Annotated in this window: 19 protein-coding genes; 6 read left to right on the forward strand and 13 right to left on the reverse strand. The window is 65.6% G+C overall.

All coding sequences use genetic code 11. From position 1 onward, the window contains the following. Positions 1-115: 115 nt before the first annotated feature. Genes L1965_RS01850 through L1965_RS01875 form a run of 6 tightly spaced genes read left to right on the forward strand, consistent with a single transcriptional unit; the run spans position 116 to position 5,538 of the window. Positions 116-1,261: a D-alanyl-D-alanine carboxypeptidase family protein gene (locus tag L1965_RS01850; protein WP_235754699.1), complete on the forward strand. Its 1,146-nt coding sequence runs from the start codon at positions 116-118 to the stop codon at positions 1,259-1,261. Next, positions 1,261-1,857 carry a dTMP kinase gene (tmk, locus tag L1965_RS01855; RefSeq protein ID WP_235754700.1) on the forward strand — a complete coding sequence of 199 codons (597 nt, stop codon included), beginning with the start codon at positions 1,261-1,263 and terminating at the stop codon, positions 1,855-1,857. Before L1965_RS01850 ends, tmk begins: the two co-directional genes overlap by 1 nt. Then, positions 1,854-2,966 carry a DNA polymerase III subunit delta' gene (locus L1965_RS01860; protein WP_338421459.1) on the forward strand — a complete coding sequence of 371 codons (1,113 nt, stop codon included), beginning with the start codon at positions 1,854-1,856 and terminating at the stop codon, positions 2,964-2,966. Before tmk ends, L1965_RS01860 begins: the two co-directional genes overlap by 4 nt. A 3-nt stretch (positions 2,967-2,969) precedes the next feature. Next, positions 2,970-3,776: a TatD family hydrolase gene (locus tag L1965_RS01865; RefSeq protein ID WP_235754701.1), complete on the forward strand. Its 807-nt coding sequence runs from the start codon at positions 2,970-2,972 to the stop codon at positions 3,774-3,776. Beyond that, complete coding sequence (locus tag L1965_RS01870) at positions 3,773-4,597, forward strand: MBL fold metallo-hydrolase (RefSeq protein WP_235754702.1); 825 nt, start codon at positions 3,773-3,775, stop codon at positions 4,595-4,597. Before L1965_RS01865 ends, L1965_RS01870 begins: the two co-directional genes overlap by 4 nt. Beyond that, a complete protein-coding gene (locus L1965_RS01875; RefSeq protein WP_235754703.1) occupies positions 4,594-5,538 on the forward strand; it encodes an AEC family transporter in 945 nt (314 codons plus the stop codon). The genes L1965_RS01870 and L1965_RS01875 overlap by 4 nt, the downstream gene beginning before the upstream one ends. 16 nt (positions 5,539-5,554) lie before the next feature. On the opposite strand, the gene L1965_RS01880 is transcribed toward L1965_RS01875, so the two are convergent. The 13 genes from L1965_RS01880 to nuoI all read right to left on the reverse strand — a co-directional run bounded on the left by L1965_RS01880 (position 5,555) and on the right by nuoI (position 18,303). After that, positions 5,555-6,157, reverse strand: coding sequence for a 2-dehydro-3-deoxy-6-phosphogalactonate aldolase (locus tag L1965_RS01880; protein ID WP_235754704.1), 603 nt, complete (start codon positions 6,155-6,157; stop codon positions 5,555-5,557). Then, positions 6,154-7,050, reverse strand: coding sequence for a 2-dehydro-3-deoxygalactonokinase (locus L1965_RS01885; protein ID WP_235754705.1), 897 nt, complete (start codon positions 7,048-7,050; stop codon positions 6,154-6,156). Before L1965_RS01885 ends, L1965_RS01880 begins: the two co-directional genes overlap by 4 nt. A gap of 92 nt (positions 7,051-7,142) precedes the next feature. After that, positions 7,143-7,877 (reverse strand): tRNA (guanine(46)-N(7))-methyltransferase TrmB, encoded by a 735-nt coding sequence (trmB, locus tag L1965_RS01890; protein WP_439332032.1) that lies wholly within the window; start codon positions 7,875-7,877, stop codon positions 7,143-7,145. A 147-nt stretch (positions 7,878-8,024) separates the two neighbouring features. Beyond that, entirely contained in the window at positions 8,025-9,701 is a 1,677-nt protein-coding gene (locus L1965_RS01895; protein WP_235754706.1) for a ribonuclease J, read from the reverse strand. Further along, positions 9,694-10,473 (reverse strand): type III pantothenate kinase, encoded by a 780-nt coding sequence (locus L1965_RS01900; RefSeq protein ID WP_235754707.1) that lies wholly within the window; start codon positions 10,471-10,473, stop codon positions 9,694-9,696. Before L1965_RS01900 ends, L1965_RS01895 begins: the two co-directional genes overlap by 8 nt. Before the next feature lie 5 nt (positions 10,474-10,478). After that, on the reverse strand, positions 10,479-11,252 hold the full coding sequence (locus tag L1965_RS01905; protein ID WP_235754708.1) for a biotin--[acetyl-CoA-carboxylase] ligase: 774 nt from the start codon (positions 11,250-11,252) through the stop codon (positions 10,479-10,481). Then, on the reverse strand, positions 11,245-12,768 hold the full coding sequence (gene nuoN / locus L1965_RS01910) for an NADH-quinone oxidoreductase subunit NuoN (protein WP_235754709.1): 1,524 nt from the start codon (positions 12,766-12,768) through the stop codon (positions 11,245-11,247). The genes L1965_RS01905 and nuoN overlap by 8 nt, the downstream gene beginning before the upstream one ends. Positions 12,769-12,778: 10 nt before the next feature. Then, positions 12,779-14,347: an NADH-quinone oxidoreductase subunit M gene (locus L1965_RS01915; RefSeq protein WP_235754710.1), complete on the reverse strand. Its 1,569-nt coding sequence runs from the start codon at positions 14,345-14,347 to the stop codon at positions 12,779-12,781. A gap of 1 nt (position 14,348) precedes the next feature. Beyond that, complete coding sequence (nuoL, locus tag L1965_RS01920) at positions 14,349-16,415, reverse strand: NADH-quinone oxidoreductase subunit L (protein WP_235754711.1); 2,067 nt, start codon at positions 16,413-16,415, stop codon at positions 14,349-14,351. Positions 16,416-16,421: 6 nt separating this feature from the next. After that, entirely contained in the window at positions 16,422-16,727 is a 306-nt protein-coding gene (gene nuoK, locus L1965_RS01925; RefSeq protein ID WP_235754712.1) for an NADH-quinone oxidoreductase subunit NuoK, read from the reverse strand. Between the two features lie 75 nt (positions 16,728-16,802). Then, positions 16,803-17,405: an NADH-quinone oxidoreductase subunit J gene (locus tag L1965_RS01930; protein WP_235754713.1), complete on the reverse strand. Its 603-nt coding sequence runs from the start codon at positions 17,403-17,405 to the stop codon at positions 16,803-16,805. Then, on the reverse strand, positions 17,402-17,815 hold the full coding sequence (locus L1965_RS01935) for a carboxymuconolactone decarboxylase family protein (protein ID WP_235754714.1): 414 nt from the start codon (positions 17,813-17,815) through the stop codon (positions 17,402-17,404). The genes L1965_RS01930 and L1965_RS01935 overlap by 4 nt, the downstream gene beginning before the upstream one ends. Next, positions 17,812-18,303: an NADH-quinone oxidoreductase subunit NuoI gene (nuoI, locus tag L1965_RS01940; RefSeq protein ID WP_235754715.1), complete on the reverse strand. Its 492-nt coding sequence runs from the start codon at positions 18,301-18,303 to the stop codon at positions 17,812-17,814. The genes L1965_RS01935 and nuoI overlap by 4 nt, the downstream gene beginning before the upstream one ends. Positions 18,304-18,306: the final 3 nt, after the last annotated feature.

Genomic DNA, 18,306 nt, shown 5'->3' on the forward strand with positions numbered 1-18,306 from the left:
CGGCCCGTCTCATGCAACCCTGACGATCAAAATTCGGGGGTCGGGCAGCGCGCGCGCGTTGCGGGGCGGTCGGGCTTGATGTAACCATCATGCCCAAACAGGCAAAGGAATTCCCATGCGCGCATTTCTGCTGAGGCTTGCCGCCTTGGTCTTGCTGGCTGCCCCGGTGCAGGCCTTCGACACCAACGCGCAGACGGCCTGGGTCTATGACGTGGCCACCGGCACCGTGTTGATGGAAAAGAACGCCGACCAGTTGGTGCCGCCCGCCTCGATGTCCAAGCTGATGACCGTCTACATGCTGTTTGAGGCCCTGCAGGAAGGGCGGGTGCAGATGGACACGCAGCTGCCGGTCTCGACCAAGGCGCGGCAGATGACCGGCTCGACCATGTTTCTGAACGAACTGGACCGGCCGACCGTCGATGAACTGATCAAGGGGATCATCGTGCTGTCGGGCAACGACGCCTGCGTCGTCGTGGCCGAGGGTCTGTCGGGCACCGAAGAGGCATTCTCACGGCAGATGACGGAACGGGGAAAAGAGCTGGGGCTGACCAACTCGACCTTCGCCAACGCTTCGGGCTGGCCGGACCCGCGCCACCGGATGACCGCCCATGACCTGGGAATCCTGTCGCTGCATCTGATCGAGGATTTCCCGGAGCTCTACAAGAATTTCGCCATGACCGAGTTTCGCTTCGACGATCGCGCGCCGGCCAACCGGTTCAACCGCAATCCGCTGCTGAGCCTGGGTATCGGCGCCGACGGGCTGAAGACCGGCCACACCGAGGAGGCGGGCTACGGTCTGGCTGGCTCGGCCGTGCAGGACGGGCGGCGGGTGATCTTTGTCATCACTGGCCTGCCCTCTTCCACCGCACGCGCGGAAGAGGCCGAACGCCTCGTCAGCTGGGCGTTTCGTCAGTTCACGATGGAGACCCTGGTGCCGGCCGGCCAGACCGTCGTCGAAGTGCCCGTCTGGCTGGGAGCCCAGTCTCGGATCGGGCTGACCACGAGGGACGGCGCGAACGTGCTGATCCCAGCCGGCGGCCGGGATCAGGTCAAGGCCGAGGCGGTCTATGATTCGCCGGTTTCCGCACCGATCGCCAAGGGCGACAGGCTGGGGCACCTGGTGGTGACGGTGCCTGGCGTCAAGGACGCCGTGACGCCGCTGATCGCCGCGCAGGACGTGCCGGAGGCCGGCTTCGCCGGTCGCATGAAAAGCGCGGTGATGCGGCTTGGCCAGAAGGCGATCGCAGCTTCGGGGCTGTGATGTTCATCAGCTTCGAGGGCATCGATGGCTGCGGCAAGTCCACCCAGGCCGGGCTTCTGGCCGAGGCCCTGCGGTCCGCGGGCCATGATGTCGTCCTGACCCGCGAGCCCGGCGGAAGTCAGGGCGCCGAAGAGATCCGGCGACTTCTGGTCGAGGGCCACGGCGAACGCTGGTCGGCGGAAACGGAATGTCTGCTGTTCACCGCCGCCCGCCGCGACCACCTCGAGCGCACCATTCGTCCCGCCCTTGCCCGCGGCGGCACCGTCGTGACCGACCGTTTCGCGGATTCCACGCGCGTCTATCAGGGCGCGGCCCGCGGCGACCTGCGGGACATGGTGGACCGCCTGCACGCGCTGATGATCGCGACCGAGCCCGACCGGACCTTCGTCATCGATCTCGACGCGGCCACGGCACTTGCGCGGGGCCATGCGCGGGGCGGGGTCGAGGACCGGTTCGAAAGCCTGGGGCTGGGCTTTCAGGAACGGCTTGCGCGGGGATTTCGCGCACTGGCCCTGGAATATCCCGACCGTGTGCGGCTGATCGACGGCAACGGCGCGCCCGAGGATGTCGCAGCAAGGGTAAAGGCCGCCTTGTGAAGACCGCGCTCGACGACATTCCCGAACCCGACCGGGTTCCCGGCGCGCCGCATCCCCGGATGACGCCGCGTGTGATCGGGCAGGACGCCGCGATCCGGGAGTTCGTCGATGCCGCACGTAGCCATCGGCTGCATCACGCGTGGATGCTGACCGGCCCGCGCGGCGTCGGCAAGGCGACGCTGGCATGGTCCATCGCCCGCTGGCTGCTGTCCGGCGCGGCCAGCGACGATCTGTCCGTCGCTGCCGACGACCCTGCGGCCCGTCGTCTGGCGGCGCTGTCCGATCCCGGCCTGCAATTGATCCGCAGGCCCTGGGACGACAAGGCAGGACGGTTGCGTGCCGAAATCACCGTGGACGAGATCCGCCGCCTGCTGTCCTTCTTTCACCTCTCGGCAGCCGAAGGCGGGCGGCGGATCGTCATCATCGACGCCGCCGACGAGATGAACATCCCCGCCTCGAACGCGCTGCTGAAGATCCTCGAGGAACCGCCGAAGGATGGCCTGATCCTTTTGGTGGCGCATCAACCCGCACGGCTTCTCCCGACCATCCGCTCGCGCTGCCGGACGCTGCGGCTGAGCCCGCTGGATCCCGAACTGATGGCGCAGGCGCTGGCCGGCCTCGGCGTCAACGAGGATGCCGAGGCCCTGGCCGCGCTGTCGGACGGATCGGTCGGCGAGGCGCTGCGTCTGTCCGGACAGGACGGGCTGGCACGGTATCAGCAGATCGTGAACCTGTTTGCGACCCTGCCCCGCCTCGACCGCATGGCCGCGGCCAAACTGTCGGAGGCGGCTGCCGGGCGCGCGAATGCCGATGGCGATCCCTTCGATCTGACCGTCACGCTGCTGGACCGTTTCCTGACCCGCACCGCACGCGCGGGGCTTGTCGGCGCGCCCTTGCCGCAGGCCGCGCGAGGCGAGGGCGCGCTGCTGGCCCGACTGTCGCCCGACGACCGCGCCGCCCGCGACTGGGCCGGCGCCCAGGCCCGGCTGTCGGCCCGCGCCCGGACAGGGCGGGCCGTCAACCTTGACCCTGCGGCGCTGGTGATGGATATGCTGACCGAACTGGCGCATCTGCCGCCGGCGCAATCCGCCCTGCCAGCCAAGAGTTGACCCATGACCCAAGCGGCCACCACGCCGATTGTCGACAGCCATTGCCACCTGGACTTCCCCGATTTCGATGGCGAACACGATGCGCTGATCGCCCGGGCACGCGAGGCCGGGGTGACGCGAATGGTCACGATCTGCACCAAGCTGCGCCTCGAACCGCGGGTGCGCGCGCTGGCCGAGGCACACGCGGGTGTCTTCTACGCGGCCGGGACCCACCCGATGAGCGTCGCCAGCGAACCGATGGCCGGCCTCGATGAGCTGACGGCGCTGGCCGATCACCCGAAATTCGTGGGCATTGGCGAGACCGGCCTCGACTATCATTACACCGCCGACAGCGCGGCAGCGCAGCAGGAAAGCCTGCGTGTCCATATCGAGGCGGCGCGGCGCACGGGGCTGCCGCTGATCATCCACGCCCGCGACGCCGATGACGACATGGCGCGCATCCTGACCGACGAACACCGTGCGGGCGGCTATTCCTGCGTGATGCATTGTTTCAGTTCCGGCGCAGGGCTGGCGGGTGCCGCGCTGGATCTGGGCTTTTACCTGTCGATGTCGGGGATCGCGGCCTTTCCACGTTCGACCGCGTTGCGCGAGATCTTCGCGGCCGCCCCGATCGACCGCATCCTCGTCGAGACCGACAGCCCGTATCTCGCCCCGCCCCCGCATCGCGGGCGGCGAAACGAGCCTGCCTATGTCACCGGGACGGCGGCGGTCGGGGCCCGGCTTTTCGACATGGACTATGCCGAATTCGCCCGCCAGACCTCGGCCAATTTCGACCGCCTGTTCTGGAAGGCCGCAGGAGAGCGGGCGTGATCCGCGCCACGATCCTCGGATGCGGCTCGTCGGGTGGCGTTCCCAGACTGGGCGGCCGCTGGGGGGCATGCGACCCCGCCAATCCCCGCAACCGCCGCCGGCGCTGCGCCCTGCTGGTCGAACGGGACGGGGCGGATGGCACGACGCAGGTGCTGATCGACACCGGTCCCGACATGGTGCCGCAGCTTCTGGATGCCGGTGTCGCCACGCTGGATGCGGTCATCTATTCGCACGCCCATGCCGATCACGTCCACGGAATCGATGATCTGCGCCAGCTGGTCTACAATTCACGGCGCAAGATCCCGGTCTGGGCGGACGCGCCGACCGCCGCCGCGCTGGTCGAACGCTTCGCCTATATCTTCGACACGCCTCCCGGCAGTTTTTATCCTCCGGTCGCCGAACTTCATCCGCTTGTCGGGCCGGTCACGATCGAGGGGCCGGGCGGCGCGATCATTTTCCATCCGTTTCGCGTCGCGCATGGCGAGATCACCGCACTTGGGTTTCGAATCGGCGGGCTGGTCTATCTGCCCGACGTATCGCAGATCCCCGACCTGGCCTGGCCGCTGATCGAGGGCGCCGAGATCTTCATATGCGACGCGCTGCGTCCCGAGCCGCATCCAAGCCACGCCCATCTGGCGCAGGCGCTGGAATGGCTGGCACGCGCCGGGACCCCGCGCGGCGTGCTGACCAACATGCATATTGACATGGACTATGACGAGGTGCTGGCCCAAACACCCGACCATATCGTTCCGGCCCATGACGGGATGGTGGTCGAAGTCACGCCGGACGGCCCGCCCGCGGTTGCGGCGCCGCCGATTTGAGCGCGCTTTTCACGATCATCCTGCCGGTCTTTCTGGTGATCGGATTTGGCTATTTCGTCAGCTGGCGCGGCTGGTTTTCCGAGGGCGCCGTTGACGGGCTGATGCGCTTTGCCCAGAACTTCGCCGTGCCGACGTTGCTGTTCGCATCGATGGCGCGGCTGGATCTGGGCACCGAGTTCCGGCCGACCCTGCTGGTCGCCTTCTACAGTGGCGCAATGGCCAGCTATGCGGTCGGCTGGGCGGGTGCGCGTTTCCTCTTCGACCGCCCGCCCGCCGACTGCGTGGCGATCGGGTTTGTCTGCCTGTTCTCCAACACCCTCCTGCTGGGCGTGCCGATCACCGAACGCGCCTTCGGGTCTGCCGCGCTGGACGGCAACTGGGCCATCATCGCGCTGCATTCCCCGGCGCTTTACACCTTCGGCATCACGGCCATGGAATTCACCCGCGCGCGTGGCAGCGGCCTTGCGGTGGGGCATGTCACGCTGCGGGCCCTGTCGGGAGTTCTGCGCACACCTCTGGTCATCGGCATCGCGCTCGGGCTGGCGATGAACCTGTCGATGCTGGCCGGGCTTGTCATGCCCGAGGGGTTCTGGGCGGCGGTGGACATGATCGCGCGGTCGGCCCTGCCCGCCGCGCTGTTCGGTCTGGGCGGCGTGCTCTACCGCTATCGCCCGGAGGGCGACATGGCGACCATCGCGATGTGTTGCGCCTGCTCGCTGCTCCTGCACCCGGCGATCACCTTCGGCATGGCGCACCTGCTGTCGCTGGACGTGGCGGGCACACGATCGGCGGTCGTGACCGCCGCGATGGCGCCAGGCATCAACGCCTATGTCTTTGCCAGTATCTACGGCACGGCACGGCGTGTGGCGGCCTCGTCGGTCCTGATCGGGACCGCGGCTTCGGTGCTGAGCACATGGTTATGGCTGGCGGTCCTGCCCTGACGGCGAAACCGGGTGTTCAGGCCAATGCGTCCCACGCCGCGATGACCGCGCGGGCCTTGTCAGCCACCACCGCCGCCGTGTCGCCCGGCTTGTAAAGCGCGGAACCGATCCCGAATCCGGTCGCCCCCGCCGCGCACCACTCGGCCATGTTCCCGGTCGAGACCCCGCCCACCGCGTAAAGCGGCAGATGCGGCGGCAGCACGGCGCGCATCGCGCGCAGGCCCGCCGGCCCGACCAGTTCACCCGGGAACAGCTTCAGCGCGTCGGCCCCGGCGGCAATGGCGGCGAACGCCTCGGTGGGGGTCATGACGCCGGGAAAGCTGAGCAAGCCTGCCGCCTTGCTGGCGCCGATGACGGCGGCATCGCAGTTCGGTGACACGATGAGACATGCGCCGGTCCGGGCCACCGCCTGCACCTGGTCCACCCTCAGCACGGTGCCCGCACCGATCCGGGCGATGCCACCAAATCGCGCCTGCAAGGCCGCGATGCTGTCCAGCGCATCGGGCGAGTTCAGCGGCACCTCGATCATCGTGACGCCCGCCTCGACCAGCGCCACACCGATCGCGGGCGCTTGGGCAGGGGTGATGCCGCGCAGGATGGCGACGATGTTCCTGTTCATGGCGTTTCCCTGATGCTTTGCCAGGCGCGATGCAGCCCGGCGAGGGTCGAGGCCTCGCCATCGGCCTGGTGCACGGTGACCCCCTGCGCGGCCAGCGCGCGGGCGTAGAGGGCAGACAACGCCTCTGCCCCGACGATGGCGATCTCTTGCCCCAGCCAATAGGCCTTGGCGCCGGCCAGCTCGCATCCGATCAGCAGGCCCGACAGCCGCGAGGCGGCGTTGTCCGGGTCCTGATCGCCGACCAGCGCGGCGGCACGCAACTGGAACAGGCGGCCATAGGCGCGGTGCGGCTGGGACAAGGCCTCGGCCACCGCCTCGTCGAACGCGGCATTCCCCGAAGCCGTGCCAAGCGTGTGGCGCAGGACCGATTTCTGCGACAGCAACGCGAACAACTCGCCGGTCATGAAGCTTTGAAAATGACACAGTTCGCCAGCCGAGATCCGGGCCCATTTCGTGTGGGTGCCGGGCATGCAGGCCACGCCGTCGAAATCGGGCCGCGCCGCCAGCAACCCCGCAATCTGGGTTTCTTCGCCGCGCATCACATCGGGCGGCTCCTGCTGACGGATCCCGCAGGCGATCCAGACGCGCTGGCCCGGAACCCTGACAAGTCGCGGCACCGCCTGGGTCGGAACGGCCGCATAGGGCGCCTCGACCCACCCCTCGCGAGAGCCGACCATGCCGCAGGCAACCACCGGCAGTTCGCCCCAGCCCTGCGTCGCCTGCGCAAGCACGCTGGCGAAATCGTCACGACATAGCCCGCCCTGGCGCGATTCGCGACGCGCCTGCATCCGGGCGCCGTGCATCGCCCACAGGCGCAGATTGGTCGTACCCCAGTCGATCGCGATCCAGTCGGCCGCGATCCGGTCCGCGGCGATCCGCTCGGGTCCTTTCATGGCGTTCTTCCTTCGATCATCCGGATTCTTGGTGTAAAGCTGCATCGCAATCGCGACCCCGGCACGGCGTTGAAGCTTGCCCCGATCGCTGCTCAGCCCGTGCGGCGAAACGTGACGTAATGCGGTACGCGTCCCTCGCGCAGGGCCTTCTGCTCGTAGCGCGTGCTGATCCAGTCCTGCCATGGCTGGTCCGTGTCGGCGACGGTCTCGAACCCGGCCGACGGCACCTCTTCGCGTGTCTGGCGGATGTAGTCGGGGATATCACTTGCGACACGAAACTCGCCGCCGGGCCGCATGACCCGCGCCAGAGGCAGCAGATGCTCGGGCGTCACGAAGCGGCGCCGGTGGTGCCGTGCCTTCGGCCAGGGGTCCGGATACATCAGGAACGCACGCTCGATGCTGGCATCGGGCAGCACATCCATCAGATCGCGCGCATCGCCGGGGTGGACGCTGACATTGCCGATCCCGGCGGTCCTGATCTTGCCCAGCAGCATCGCCACGCCATTGATGAAAGGCTCGCAGCCGATGATCCCGATCCCGGGATATCTGGCGGCCATGTGGACCATGTGCTCGCCCCCGCCAAAGCCGATTTCCAGCCACACCGGGCGGGCGTCGCCGAAGATCCGGGCCGGGTCGACCGGCGCGCGACCGGGGTTTTCCTGGACGCTGATCCCGCGCGGACGCAGATCGCCAAGATCCTCGCTCAGATAGCCCTTCTGGCTGGGGCGCAAGGTCTTGCCGTGCCGCCTTCCATAGAAATTGCGGCGCGGCGGATGGGGATCGAAGGCGGGTCTTTGCGGGTCACTCATGGCGTGGGATTGCCGCATCGCCAGTTTCAGGTCAAGACCGCAAGACCTGTCCTTGCCTGCCTGCCGTCGAAGATCGTCGTTGCCATCGCCACATATCCCTGCGGGGGGGGTCCGGGGGGCTGGCCCCCCGGCCGTCGCGGGACGCAGGGAGGCCCTCCCGCCGTCTCAGTCGGCCATCAACCGGCTGATGATGACCGTCACCTCCGGCTTCTTGCCGATCTCCTCCATCGAGACCTGGCGCGTGATCTTGCGGATCGCCTCGTCCATCTTCTTGTCGTTGCGGACGGTCCGGTCGTCGGCGCCCTCCAGGAACTCCGCCAGTTCGCCCTCGATATGACGGGCAAGATCGTCGCCGCCACGGGTGCGTGCCGGCAGGCCCAGCAGTTCGACCCAGGCATCCGGCAGGACCTTGTCCTCCTCGTCCACGATCACGCTGACCAGGGCATGGCCGTTCAGCGCCATCCGGATGCGGTCGCGCACGATCCCGTCCATGGCGCCGACAAGCACGGTGCCATCCAGATAGAGGCGCCCGGTCTCGACCTGGTCGACGACCCTTGGCGCGTCGCCGGTCAGGTCCAGCATGGTGCCGTTGGGCGCGATGTCCGAGGCGATGCCCTTGCTCCGCGCCAGCAGCATGTGCTCGCGCAGATGCAGATGCTCGCCATGCATCGGGATCACGATCTCGGGCTTCAGCAAGTCGTGCAGCGCCTCGATGTCGGGACGGTTGGCGTGACCCGAAACGTGAAACAGACCGTCGTCGGCGTCGAACACATCCACGCCGATCTCGCTCAGCGCGTTCATGATCCGGCCGACCGATCGTTCGTTGCCGGGGATCGTTTTCGAACTGAACAGGAAACTGTCGCCCTCTTTCAGCGACAGGCCCAGATACCGGCCGCGCGACAACTGCGCGCTGGCGGCACGCCGTTCGCCCTGGCTGCCTGTCACAAGCAGCATCACCTTGCCACGCGGCAGGCTCGCCGCCTCGTCGGGCCCGATCGTGTCAGGGAAATCGGTCAGCACCCCGGTCTCCAGACCGACACCGACCATCCGCCGCATCGCCCGGCCCAGCAGGCAGACCTTGCGGCCGGACGCGATCGCGGCGTCGGACAGCGTCTTCAGCCGGGCGACATTGCTGGCGAAGGTTGTGGCCACGACCATGTTCTTCTGCGCCATGACCCATTCCAGGATCGGGTTCGCCAGCAACGCCTCGGACCGGCCCGGATGGGTCGTGAAGACATTGGTCGAATCGCAGGCCAGAACCTTGATGCCACGCCCCTCGCTGGCGATGTCGTGCCACATGATCGCGTCGAAGGCATCGCCCACCACGGGCGTTCCATCCAGCTTGAAATCGCCGGTGTGGACGATCCGCCCGCCGGGCGTGTCGATGATCAGTGCGGCGCTTTCGGGAATCGAGTGACTGACTGGAACGAACTGCACATTGAACGGTCCAAGCTGCGTCACCTCGGGGCGCGGTCCGGTGATCCGTACCGTGTCGGCGGGATGGCCCTGCTCATCCAGCTTGAGGCGGCACAGCGTGCCGGTGAACTGCCGCGCATAGATCGGCACGCGAAGCCGGGAATACAGATGCCCGACGGCGCCCAGATGATCCTCGTGGCCATGGGTGATGAAGATCCCCTCAAGCCGATCACGGTTCTGCTCCAGCCAGGTGATGTCGGGCAGGATCAGATCGATGCCCGGGCTGCCGTCCATGTCGCCGAAGGTCACCCCCAGATCCACGAGAATCAGCCGCTCCCTGCCCGGCGGGCCATATCCGTAGACATAGGCGTTCATGCCGATTTCGCCCGCGCCTCCAAGCGGCAGATATATCAGGCGGTCAGCCATTGCCCATCTCCTTGTTGTAATCGTGAATCAAGCGTAGTCCGTGAACCGTCAGATCGTCTTCTATCGCGTCGAACAGGTCAAACCCCTGATCGAACAAAGGCGCAAGCCCGCCCGTCGCGATCACCTTCATCGGGCGGCCGCGTTCCGCCCTTATCTGCGTCACCACCCCCTGGACAAGCCCGATATAGCCCCAGAAGATCCCGGACTGGATACAGGCAACCGTGTTCGTCCCGATCACCTTGGCCGGCATCGTCACATCGACATGCGGCAGGCTGGCCGCGCCCATGTGCAACGCCTCGAGCGACAGGTTCACGCCAGGCGCGATCGCGCCGCCAATATAGGCGCCGTCGATATCGACCACGTCGAAGGTCGTGGCGGTGCCGAAATCGACCACGATCAGATCGGGACCGTGACGATCGAAGCCCGCCAGGGTATTGACCAGTCGGTCCGGACCGACGGTCGTTCCGGTGTCGACCCGCGGCGGCACCGGCAGCAGGCAGTCCGGCTTGCCCACCACCAGCGGCCGTGTGTTGAAATAGCGGCTGCACAGGACGCGCAGGTTGAACATCACCCGCGGCGCGGTCGCGCTGATGATGCAGGCGTCGATCTGAAGATCGAATTTCTGCACCTCGATCAGCGTGCTGAGCCAGACGAAATACTCGTCCGCGGTCCGGCGATGATCCGTCGAGATACGCCAATGCGCCAGGAACTTCGCCCCGTCCCAGATCGAGAACACGGTATTCGTGTTGCCGGTATCGATGCACAGCAGCATGGGCGCTATCCCCCGCTGAAATAGATGTCGGCGGCCGGGATGGCCTGCCTGCCGCGCGCCGTGACCAGAAGCAGCGCGCCGGTCTCGTCGATGCCCTCGAATCGGCCGGTCGTTTCCACCGCGCCAGCGCGGGCCGTGATCGTTTCGCCCAGCCTCGCGGCCCGGGCAAGCCAGGCGGCCCGGATCGGTGCAAACCCATAGGCGCGCGTCTGGCGCCACCAATGATCGAAGGACCGGGCCAGCGCGTCCAGCACATCGTCGGGAGTGACGATCAGCCCGGTCTCGCCTCGAAGGCTGACCGGGCGCATCGCGCCCGGTTCCAGCAGGTCGGGGCTGGGCGCAGCCTCGAGGTTGACGCCGATGCCGATCGCAAGCGCCGTCACCTCCCCGCCGGAGCCGACGCTTTCCAGCAGGATCCCGGCCAGCTTGCCGCCATTCAGCAGAACGTCATTGGGCCATTTCAGCGCCAGGTTCAGATGCGGTCCGCACAGATGCACCAGCGCGTCGTGCATCGCCAGCGCGGCGACAAAGGAAAGCCGCGCCGCGTCAGCGGGGCTGCCGCCGGGCCGCAGGACCAGCGTCGCGGCAAAGTTCCCGGGCGGATCGGTCCAGCCCCGGCCGCGACGGCCGCGCCCGGCCTCTTGCCGGCGTGCCATGATCCAGGTGGGCCCGCCCAGCCGGGGCACCATCCGTATGGCCTCGGCGTTCGTGCTGTCCACACGATCCAGGACGTGCCGCGCGAAACCTTCGGGCCAGGTCAGCGCCCTGCGGTCACTCAACGACGGTCTCGGCCGGTGCCACGCCCGAGACCTCCGGACCGGCACCCTCGACTCCGGCATCGGACAAGGTCGCCTCGGGGCCGACCAGGGATTGCGCAGCGGTGGCCGCGGCATCATCGATGCCCAGCATGGTCACGGCACCCAGAAGCAGCGCCGCGGCGGGAACGACCAGAGCCAGATATTGCGCCAGCCCCATGCGGCTTTCGACGCCATCGGATTCGGCACCGAAGAACATGTAGTAGACGATGCGAAGATAGTAGAAGGCGCCGATGACCGAGGCGACGACGCCGGCGACCGCAAGCCAGCTCATCCCGGCCTGAACGGCAGCGGACAGCACACCGAACTTGGCGAAGAAGCCCAGAAACGGCGGCACCCCCGCAAGACTGAACATCAGGAACAGCACGGCAAAGGATTTCAGCGGCTCGGTCGTGGAAAAGCGGTTCAGGCTGTCCAGGTCGGTGACCGGACGACCGTCGCGTTCCATCGACAGGATGAAGGCGAAGGTGCCGACATTCATCACCGCATAGATCGCCATGTAAAGCAGCATCGCCTGAACGCCATAGGCCGTCCCGGCGGCCAGCCCGACCAGCGCGAAGCCCATATGGGCGATCGATGAATAGGCCATCAGCCGCTTGATGTTGCGCTGCCCGATCCCGGCGATGGAACCCAGGAACATCGACAGCACCGCAAGCGCCGCGATGATCTGGCCCCAGTCGCCCGGCACATTCCCGAACGCGTCGAACATCAGACGCGCGATCAGCGCCATCGCCGCAACCTTGGGCGCGGTGGCCAGGAAGGCCGTCACCGGGGTCGGCGCGCCTTCATAGACATCGGGTGTCCACATGTGGAAGGGCACGGCCGAAACCTTGAAGGCCAGACCGACAAGCAGGAAGACAAGCCCGAACAGCAGCCCCAGCGGCATCTGCCCGCCACCGATGGTCGAGAAGATGCCCTCGAAATTCGTGGTCCCGGCAAAGCCATAGACCAACGACGCGCCATAAAGCAGCATCCCCGACGACAGCGCACCCAGCACGAAGTATTTCAGCCCGGCTTCCGCGGACTTGGCGCTTTCCCGGCGCATCGCGGCGATGACGTAGAGCGAAAGCGATTGCAGTTCCAGACCCATGTAAAGGCTCAGCAGGTCGCCGGCCGATACCATCATCATCATTCCGATAGAGGCCAGCGCGATCAGGATGGGATATTCGAACCGCATCAGCCCCTGGCGGTCCATGTAGTCGGCGCTCATCGCGAGGACTGCGGCGGCCGAGACCAGGATCGTCACTTTCGCGAAGCGCGCGAAGGCGTCGTCATTGAACATGCCGAAGAAGGCCGTCTGATCCGGTCGGTCCGCAAAACCCACATACATCCCGCCGATCAGCAGGATCGCCACGGTTGCCCACAGGATCGGCTTGGCGATGCCGTCCTTGCCGAAATACGCGCCGGCCATCAGCGCGGCCATCGCGTAGACGGCCAGCAGAAGCTCGGGCAGGATCGTCGAGAAATCGAGCGCGGTCATCTGGCTTTCCTCAATGGCTGTCTTCGGCGGTGTCGGCAGAGGCGGTGACGGCAAGTCCGTCCGCGGGCTCGTGCGGCAACGCGTCGTTATAGCTGACCAGCAGCGCCTGAACGGCGGGGCCGGTGATGTCGGTGACCAGCCGCGGATAGACGCCCAGCAGCAGCGTCATCGCGATCAGTGGCGCGAAGACCCACTTCTCACGCGGGGTCATGTCGGAGATGGTCTTCAGGCTTTCCTTGATCAGTGCGCCGAAGGTGACGCGGCGATACAGCCACAGCGCATAGCCCGCCGACAGGATCACCCCGCTCGCGGCCACGACGGCGACCCAGGTATTGGCCTTGAACGTCCCCATCAGAGTCAGGAACTCGCCCACGAAGCCGGATGTGCCGGGCAGGCCGACATTGGCCAGGGTGAAGAACATGAAGACCAGCGCATAGACCGGCATCCGGTTCACCAGCCCGCCATAGGCGTCGATCTCGCGCGTGTGCATGCGGTCATAGATGACGCCCACGCACAGGAACAGCGCACCCGAGATGAAGCCGTGCGACAGCATCTGGAAGATCGCCCCGTCCAGACCCTGCTGATTGGCGGCGAAGATCCCCAATGTGACATAGCCCATATGCGCGACCGAGGAATACGCGATCAGCTTCTTCATGTCGGTCTGCGCCAGCGCCACCAGCGAGGTATAGACGATCGCAATGGCCGACATCCAGAAGACCAGCCCCTGCAACATGTCGCTGGCCACCGGGAACATCGGCAGCGAGAACCGCAGGAAACCATAGCCGCCCATCTTCAGCAGCACGGCGGCCAGCACGACCGAACCGGCGGTCGGGGCCTGAACGTGGGCATCGGGCAGCCAGGTATGGACCGGCCACATCGGCATCTTGACCGCGAAGCTGGCGAAGAACGCAAGGAACAGCAGCGTCTGCATGCCGCCGACGATGGTGAAGCCCAGCAGGCGCATCGTTTCGGAGGGGAAATCGAATTGCAGCAGCTGCGCGATGTCGGTCGTGCCCGCAGTCCGCGCCATGGCGATCATCGCCACCAGCATCAGAACCGAGCCAAGGAAGGTGTAGAGAAAGAACTTGAAGGCCGCATAGATGCGGTTCGCGCCGCCCCAGATTCCGATGATCAGGAACATCGGGATCAGGCCGGCCTCGAAGAACAGGTAGAACAGGATCAGGTCAAGCGCCGTGAAGACGCCGATCATCAGCCCCTCCAGCACGAGGAACGCGATCATGTATTCCTTGACACGGGTCGAGATGTCCCAGGTCGAGAGGATGGTCAGCGGCATCAGGAACGTGGTCAGCAGCACGAACAGGATCGAGATTCCATCAACGCCCATCTTGTAGCGCAGGCCCATGATCCAGGCGTGATCCTCGACAAACTGGAAGTTCGTATCGGCCGGATTGAAGCCGGCCAGAAGGAACAGCGAGATCAGGAAGGTCGCGCTGGTGGCGATCAGCGCCAGCCATTTCGCGTTCTTCTGCGCCGCGACATCATCGCCGCGCAGGAACAGCGCGAGGATCGCAGCCGCGACGATCGGCAGGAAGGTGATGATCGAAAGAAGGTTCGTCATGTTATTGCGCGCCCCGCATCATCACCCAGATCAGCAAGCCCACGATGCCCAGAACCATCGCGAACGCGTAGTGGAACAGGTAACCCGACTGCACCCGACCGGCGAAGCGCGTCAGGCGCGGGATGATTCCCATCGCGATCCCGTTGATCGCGCCGTCGATAATCGCTCCGTCGCCGCCCGTCCACAGCTTGCGGCCGAACCATCGGGCCGGGCGAACGAAAACGACGTCGTAGATCTCGTCGAAATACCACTTGTTCAGAAGGAACTGGTAAAGCGCGGGTTGGCTTTCGGCCAGCTTGCGCGGCGCATCCGGGCTGCGGATGTAGAAGATCCATGCGAGCAGAAGTCCGCCCAGCATCGCAAGGAAGGGCGAGACCTTGACCCAGGTCGGGACGTGGTGCGCCTCGTCGAGAACGTGGTTGTCGGGGTGCATGTAGATCGCTCCTCCGACCGGTGGGGGAACATCGGTTCTGACGCCATGCGCCTCGCCGCCTGCGGCCGCGTCCTCGCCATGCTCGCCCTCGGCGCTGGCAACGGCCTCGCCGTGGCCGATGTGGAAATACTCCGCGACCTTGTCATGGCTGCCGAAGAACGGACCGTACCAGACCATTCCTGCGAAGACCGCGCCGACCGCCAGCACGCCCAGGGGCACCGTCATGACGCGCGGGCTTTCATGCGCATGATCATGCGCATGGTGATCGCCGCGCGGCTTGCCCCAGAAGGTCATGAACATCAGCCGCCAGCTGTAGAAGCTGGTGAAGGCAGCCGACACGACCAGCAGCCAGAACGCATAGCTGTTCCCCGCATAGGCGCTTTCGATCACGGCGTCCTTCGACAGGAAACCCGCGAAGCCGATATGCGTCAGCGGAATGCCCACCCCGGTGATCGCCAGCGTGCCGATCAGCATGGCCCAGAAGGTCAGCGGGATCTTGTCCTTCAGCCCGCCATAGTTCCGCATGTCCTGCTCGTGATGCATCGCGTGGATGACCGAACCGGCGCCAAGGAACAGCATCGCCTTGAAGAACGCGTGGGTCAGCAGATGGAACATCGCGACCGAATAGACGCCGACGCCGGCGGCCACGAACATGTAGCCAAGCTGCGAACAGGTCGAATAGGCGATCACGCGCTTGATGTCGTTCTGCACCAGACCCACCGTCGCGGCAAAGAACGCGGTGCTGGCCCCCACGACCGTCACGAACAGCTTGGCGTCGGGCGCGAATTCGAACAGCGGCGACATCCGGCAGACCAGGAAGACACCGGCGGTCACCATCGTCGCGGCATGGATCAGGGCCGAGACCGGGGTCGGGCCCTCCATCGCGTCGGGCAGCCAGGTATGCAGGAACAGCTGCGCGGACTTGCCCATCGCGCCGATGAACAGCAGCACCGCCAGAACCTCGACGGTGGACCAGTCACGCCAGAGGAAATGCATCTGAGTCTGGGCCAGATCAGGCATCTGTTCGAAGATCGCGTCGAACTGGATCGTGCCGGTCATCCAGAACAGCCCGAAGATCCCCAGCAGGAAGCCGAAATCGCCGACCCGGTTCACGATGAAGGCCTTCATCGCGGCGGCGCCTGCCGACTGCTTCCTGTAATAGAAGCCGATCAGCAGGTAGGAGGCGACGCCCACCCCTTCCCAGCCGAAGAACATCTGCAACAGGTTGTCGGCCGTCACCAGCATCAGCATCGCAAAGGTGAAGAACGACAGGTAGGCGAAGAACCGCGCCTTGTAGTGCTGGTCGTGACCGAAATTCTCGTCATGGGCCATGTAGCCCACCGAATAGAGGTGAACCAGGGCCGAAACCGTGGTGACAACGATCAGCATGATCGCTGTCAGCCGGTCGACGCGGATCGACCACTCGCTGACGAAGTCGCCTGACACGATCCAGTCCAGGACCGGGACGACATAGGTCTCGCCGTCGAAGGTCAGGAAAATGATCCAGCTGAAGAAACAGGCGGCGAAGAGAACGCCGGTCGTCAGGTATTGCGCGGCCTGCTCGCCGATCACGCGCCAGCCGAAGCCGGCGATGATGGCAGCCAGAAGCGGGGCAAAGAGGATGAATTGCGCCATGATCCCTTACCCCTTCATCACGTTGACGTCTTCGACCGCGATCGAGCCACGGTTGCGGAAGAACACCACCAGGATCGCAAGCCCGATCGCGGCCTCGGCCGCGGCGACGGTCAGGACGAACATCGTGAATACCTGCCCCGCCAGATCGCCCAGATAAGCAGAGAAGGCGACGAAGTTGATGTTCACCGCAAGCAGCATCAGTTCGATCGACATCAGGATGACGATGACATTCTTGCGGTTCACGAAGATGCCGAAGATGCCGGCGACGAACAATATCGCCCCCACGACCAGGAAATGTGTCAATCCGATCATCGTTTCTGTCCCTCCGGGCCGTTCACCCGTTGAAAATCTTTTGGCGTCACCCCCGCGAAGCGGAGTGTGCGCGTTCTAGAGGCCCTGCCCCGGCTTGACGTCACGCAATTCCATCGCCTTGGCCGGGTCGCGGTGCATCTGCGCGACGACGTCCTGACGCTTGATGTCGCGACGGTGCCGCATGGTCAGCGTGATCGCACCGATCATGGCAACCAGCAGGATCAGGCCGGCCAGCTGAAATGGCAGGATGTAGCGATCGTAAAGCACCAGCCCGATCATGTTGGTGTTCTGGGCCGCGTCGGTGATCGGCGCGGCGCGCAGCGCCTCGGCCTGATCCGAGGTCTGCCAGGCCCCGAACCCGATCGCCAGCTGCGCGAGGAGCACCAGCGCGATCAACCCGCCAAGCGGCAGGTAGCGGGCGAATTCGCCTTTCAGCTCGGCGAAGTCCACGTCCAGCATCATCACGACGAAAAGGAACAGCACCGCGACCGCGCCGACATAGACGATGACCAGCAGCATGGCCACGAACTCGGCGCCCAGCAGAACGAACAGCCCCGCCGCCGACAGGAACGCCAGGATCAGCCACAACACCGAATGGACGGGGTTGCGCGCCAGCACCACCATGAAGCCGGCAATGCAGACCGAGATCGCGAACAGGTAGAATGCAAAGGTGATCATTCGGTCTGGCTCCCTTCGGATTCGGAAAACACGCCCTGAGCGATTTCCAGCGCCTTCTGCATGGCCGGAATACCGCCGAACATCCCCATCTGATAGATCACTTCGGCGATTTCGCGCGGGGTGGCGCCGGCCTGGACCGCGTGGCGGATGGTCAGCCGCAGCTGCGGCTCGGCGTGTGCGCCCTGCACCGTCATGGCGGCGACCGTCACCAGAAGCCGCGTGCGCGCGTCAAGGCCATCGCGGTTGAAGGTCTTTCCGAACCACATTTCCAGCATGTCCGACGACATGGTCGGGAACAGCTTTTCGTAGGCTTGCGTGTCCATGTGCTCAAGCGCGGGATTGAAGGCACGCGCCATTTCCTGCCCGGACTGCAGCATCTGCTGGAACATCTTCTGGAAGGCGTCGGTCATCGGTAGGGCGCGTCGATGGCGAGGTTGCGGGCGATCTCGGCCTCCCAACGGGCGCCGTTATCCAGAAGCTTCTGCTTGTCGTAGAACAGTTCCTCGCGGGTTTCGGTCGAGAATTCGAAATTCGGGCCCTCGACGATGGCATCGACCGGGCAGGCCTCCTGGCAGAAGCCGCAATAGATGCATTTCGTCATGTCGATGTCATAGCGCGTGGTGCGCCGGCTGCCATCCTCGCGCGGTTCGGCGTCGATGGTGATAGCCTGCGCGGGACAGATCGCCTCGCACAGCTTGCAGGCGATGCAGCGCTCTTCGCCGTTGGGATAGCGCCGCAAGGCGTGCTCGCCACGAAACCGCGGCGAAAGCGGGCCCTTTTCATGCGGATAGTTCAGCGTCGCCTTGGGGGCGAAGAAGTACTTCATCCCCAGACCAAAGCCCTTGATGAAGTCCATCATCAGGAAATACTTGGTGGCGCGCGCGATGTCGAATGCCATGTC

Origin of the sequence: Paracoccus salsus (assembly GCF_021556615.1) — a bacterium.
GTDB lineage: Bacteria > Pseudomonadota > Alphaproteobacteria > Rhodobacterales > Rhodobacteraceae > Paracoccus > Paracoccus salsus.

Bases quoted from the DNA above. Each gene is read 5' to 3' on its own strand.
- L1965_RS01850 (WP_235754699.1), top strand. From the start codon at position 116: ATGCGCGCATTTCTGCTGAGGCTTGCCGCCTTGGTCTTGCTGGCTGCC.
- tmk (WP_235754700.1), top strand. From the start codon at position 1,261: ATGTTCATCAGCTTCGAGGGCATCGATGGCTGCGGCAAGTCCACCCAG.
- L1965_RS01865 (WP_235754701.1), top strand. From the start codon at position 2,970: ATGACCCAAGCGGCCACCACGCCGATTGTCGACAGCCATTGCCACCTG.
- L1965_RS01880 (WP_235754704.1), bottom strand. From the start codon at position 6,157: ATGAACAGGAACATCGTCGCCATCCTGCGCGGCATCACCCCTGCCCAA.
- L1965_RS01885 (WP_235754705.1), bottom strand. From the start codon at position 7,050: ATGAAAGGACCCGAGCGGATCGCCGCGGACCGGATCGCGGCCGACTGG.
- trmB (WP_439332032.1), bottom strand. From the start codon at position 7,877: ATGCGGCAATCCCACGCCATGAGTGACCCGCAAAGACCCGCCTTCGAT.
- L1965_RS01895 (WP_235754706.1), bottom strand. From the start codon at position 9,701: ATGGCTGACCGCCTGATATATCTGCCGCTTGGAGGCGCGGGCGAAATC.
- L1965_RS01900 (WP_235754707.1), bottom strand. From the start codon at position 10,473: ATGCTGCTGTGCATCGATACCGGCAACACGAATACCGTGTTCTCGATC.
- nuoN (WP_235754709.1), bottom strand. From the start codon at position 12,768: ATGACCGCGCTCGATTTCTCGACGATCCTGCCCGAGCTTCTGCTGGCC.
- L1965_RS01915 (WP_235754710.1), bottom strand. From the start codon at position 14,347: ATGACGAACCTTCTTTCGATCATCACCTTCCTGCCGATCGTCGCGGCT.
- nuoL (WP_235754711.1), bottom strand. From the start codon at position 16,415: ATGGCGCAATTCATCCTCTTTGCCCCGCTTCTGGCTGCCATCATCGCC.
- nuoK (WP_235754712.1), bottom strand. From the start codon at position 16,727: ATGATCGGATTGACACATTTCCTGGTCGTGGGGGCGATATTGTTCGTC.
- L1965_RS01930 (WP_235754713.1), bottom strand. From the start codon at position 17,405: ATGATCACCTTTGCATTCTACCTGTTCGCGATCTCGGTCTGCATTGCC.
- L1965_RS01935 (WP_235754714.1), bottom strand. From the start codon at position 17,815: ATGACCGACGCCTTCCAGAAGATGTTCCAGCAGATGCTGCAGTCCGGG.
- nuoI (WP_235754715.1), bottom strand. From the start codon at position 18,303: ATGGCATTCGACATCGCGCGCGCCACCAAGTATTTCCTGATGATGGAC.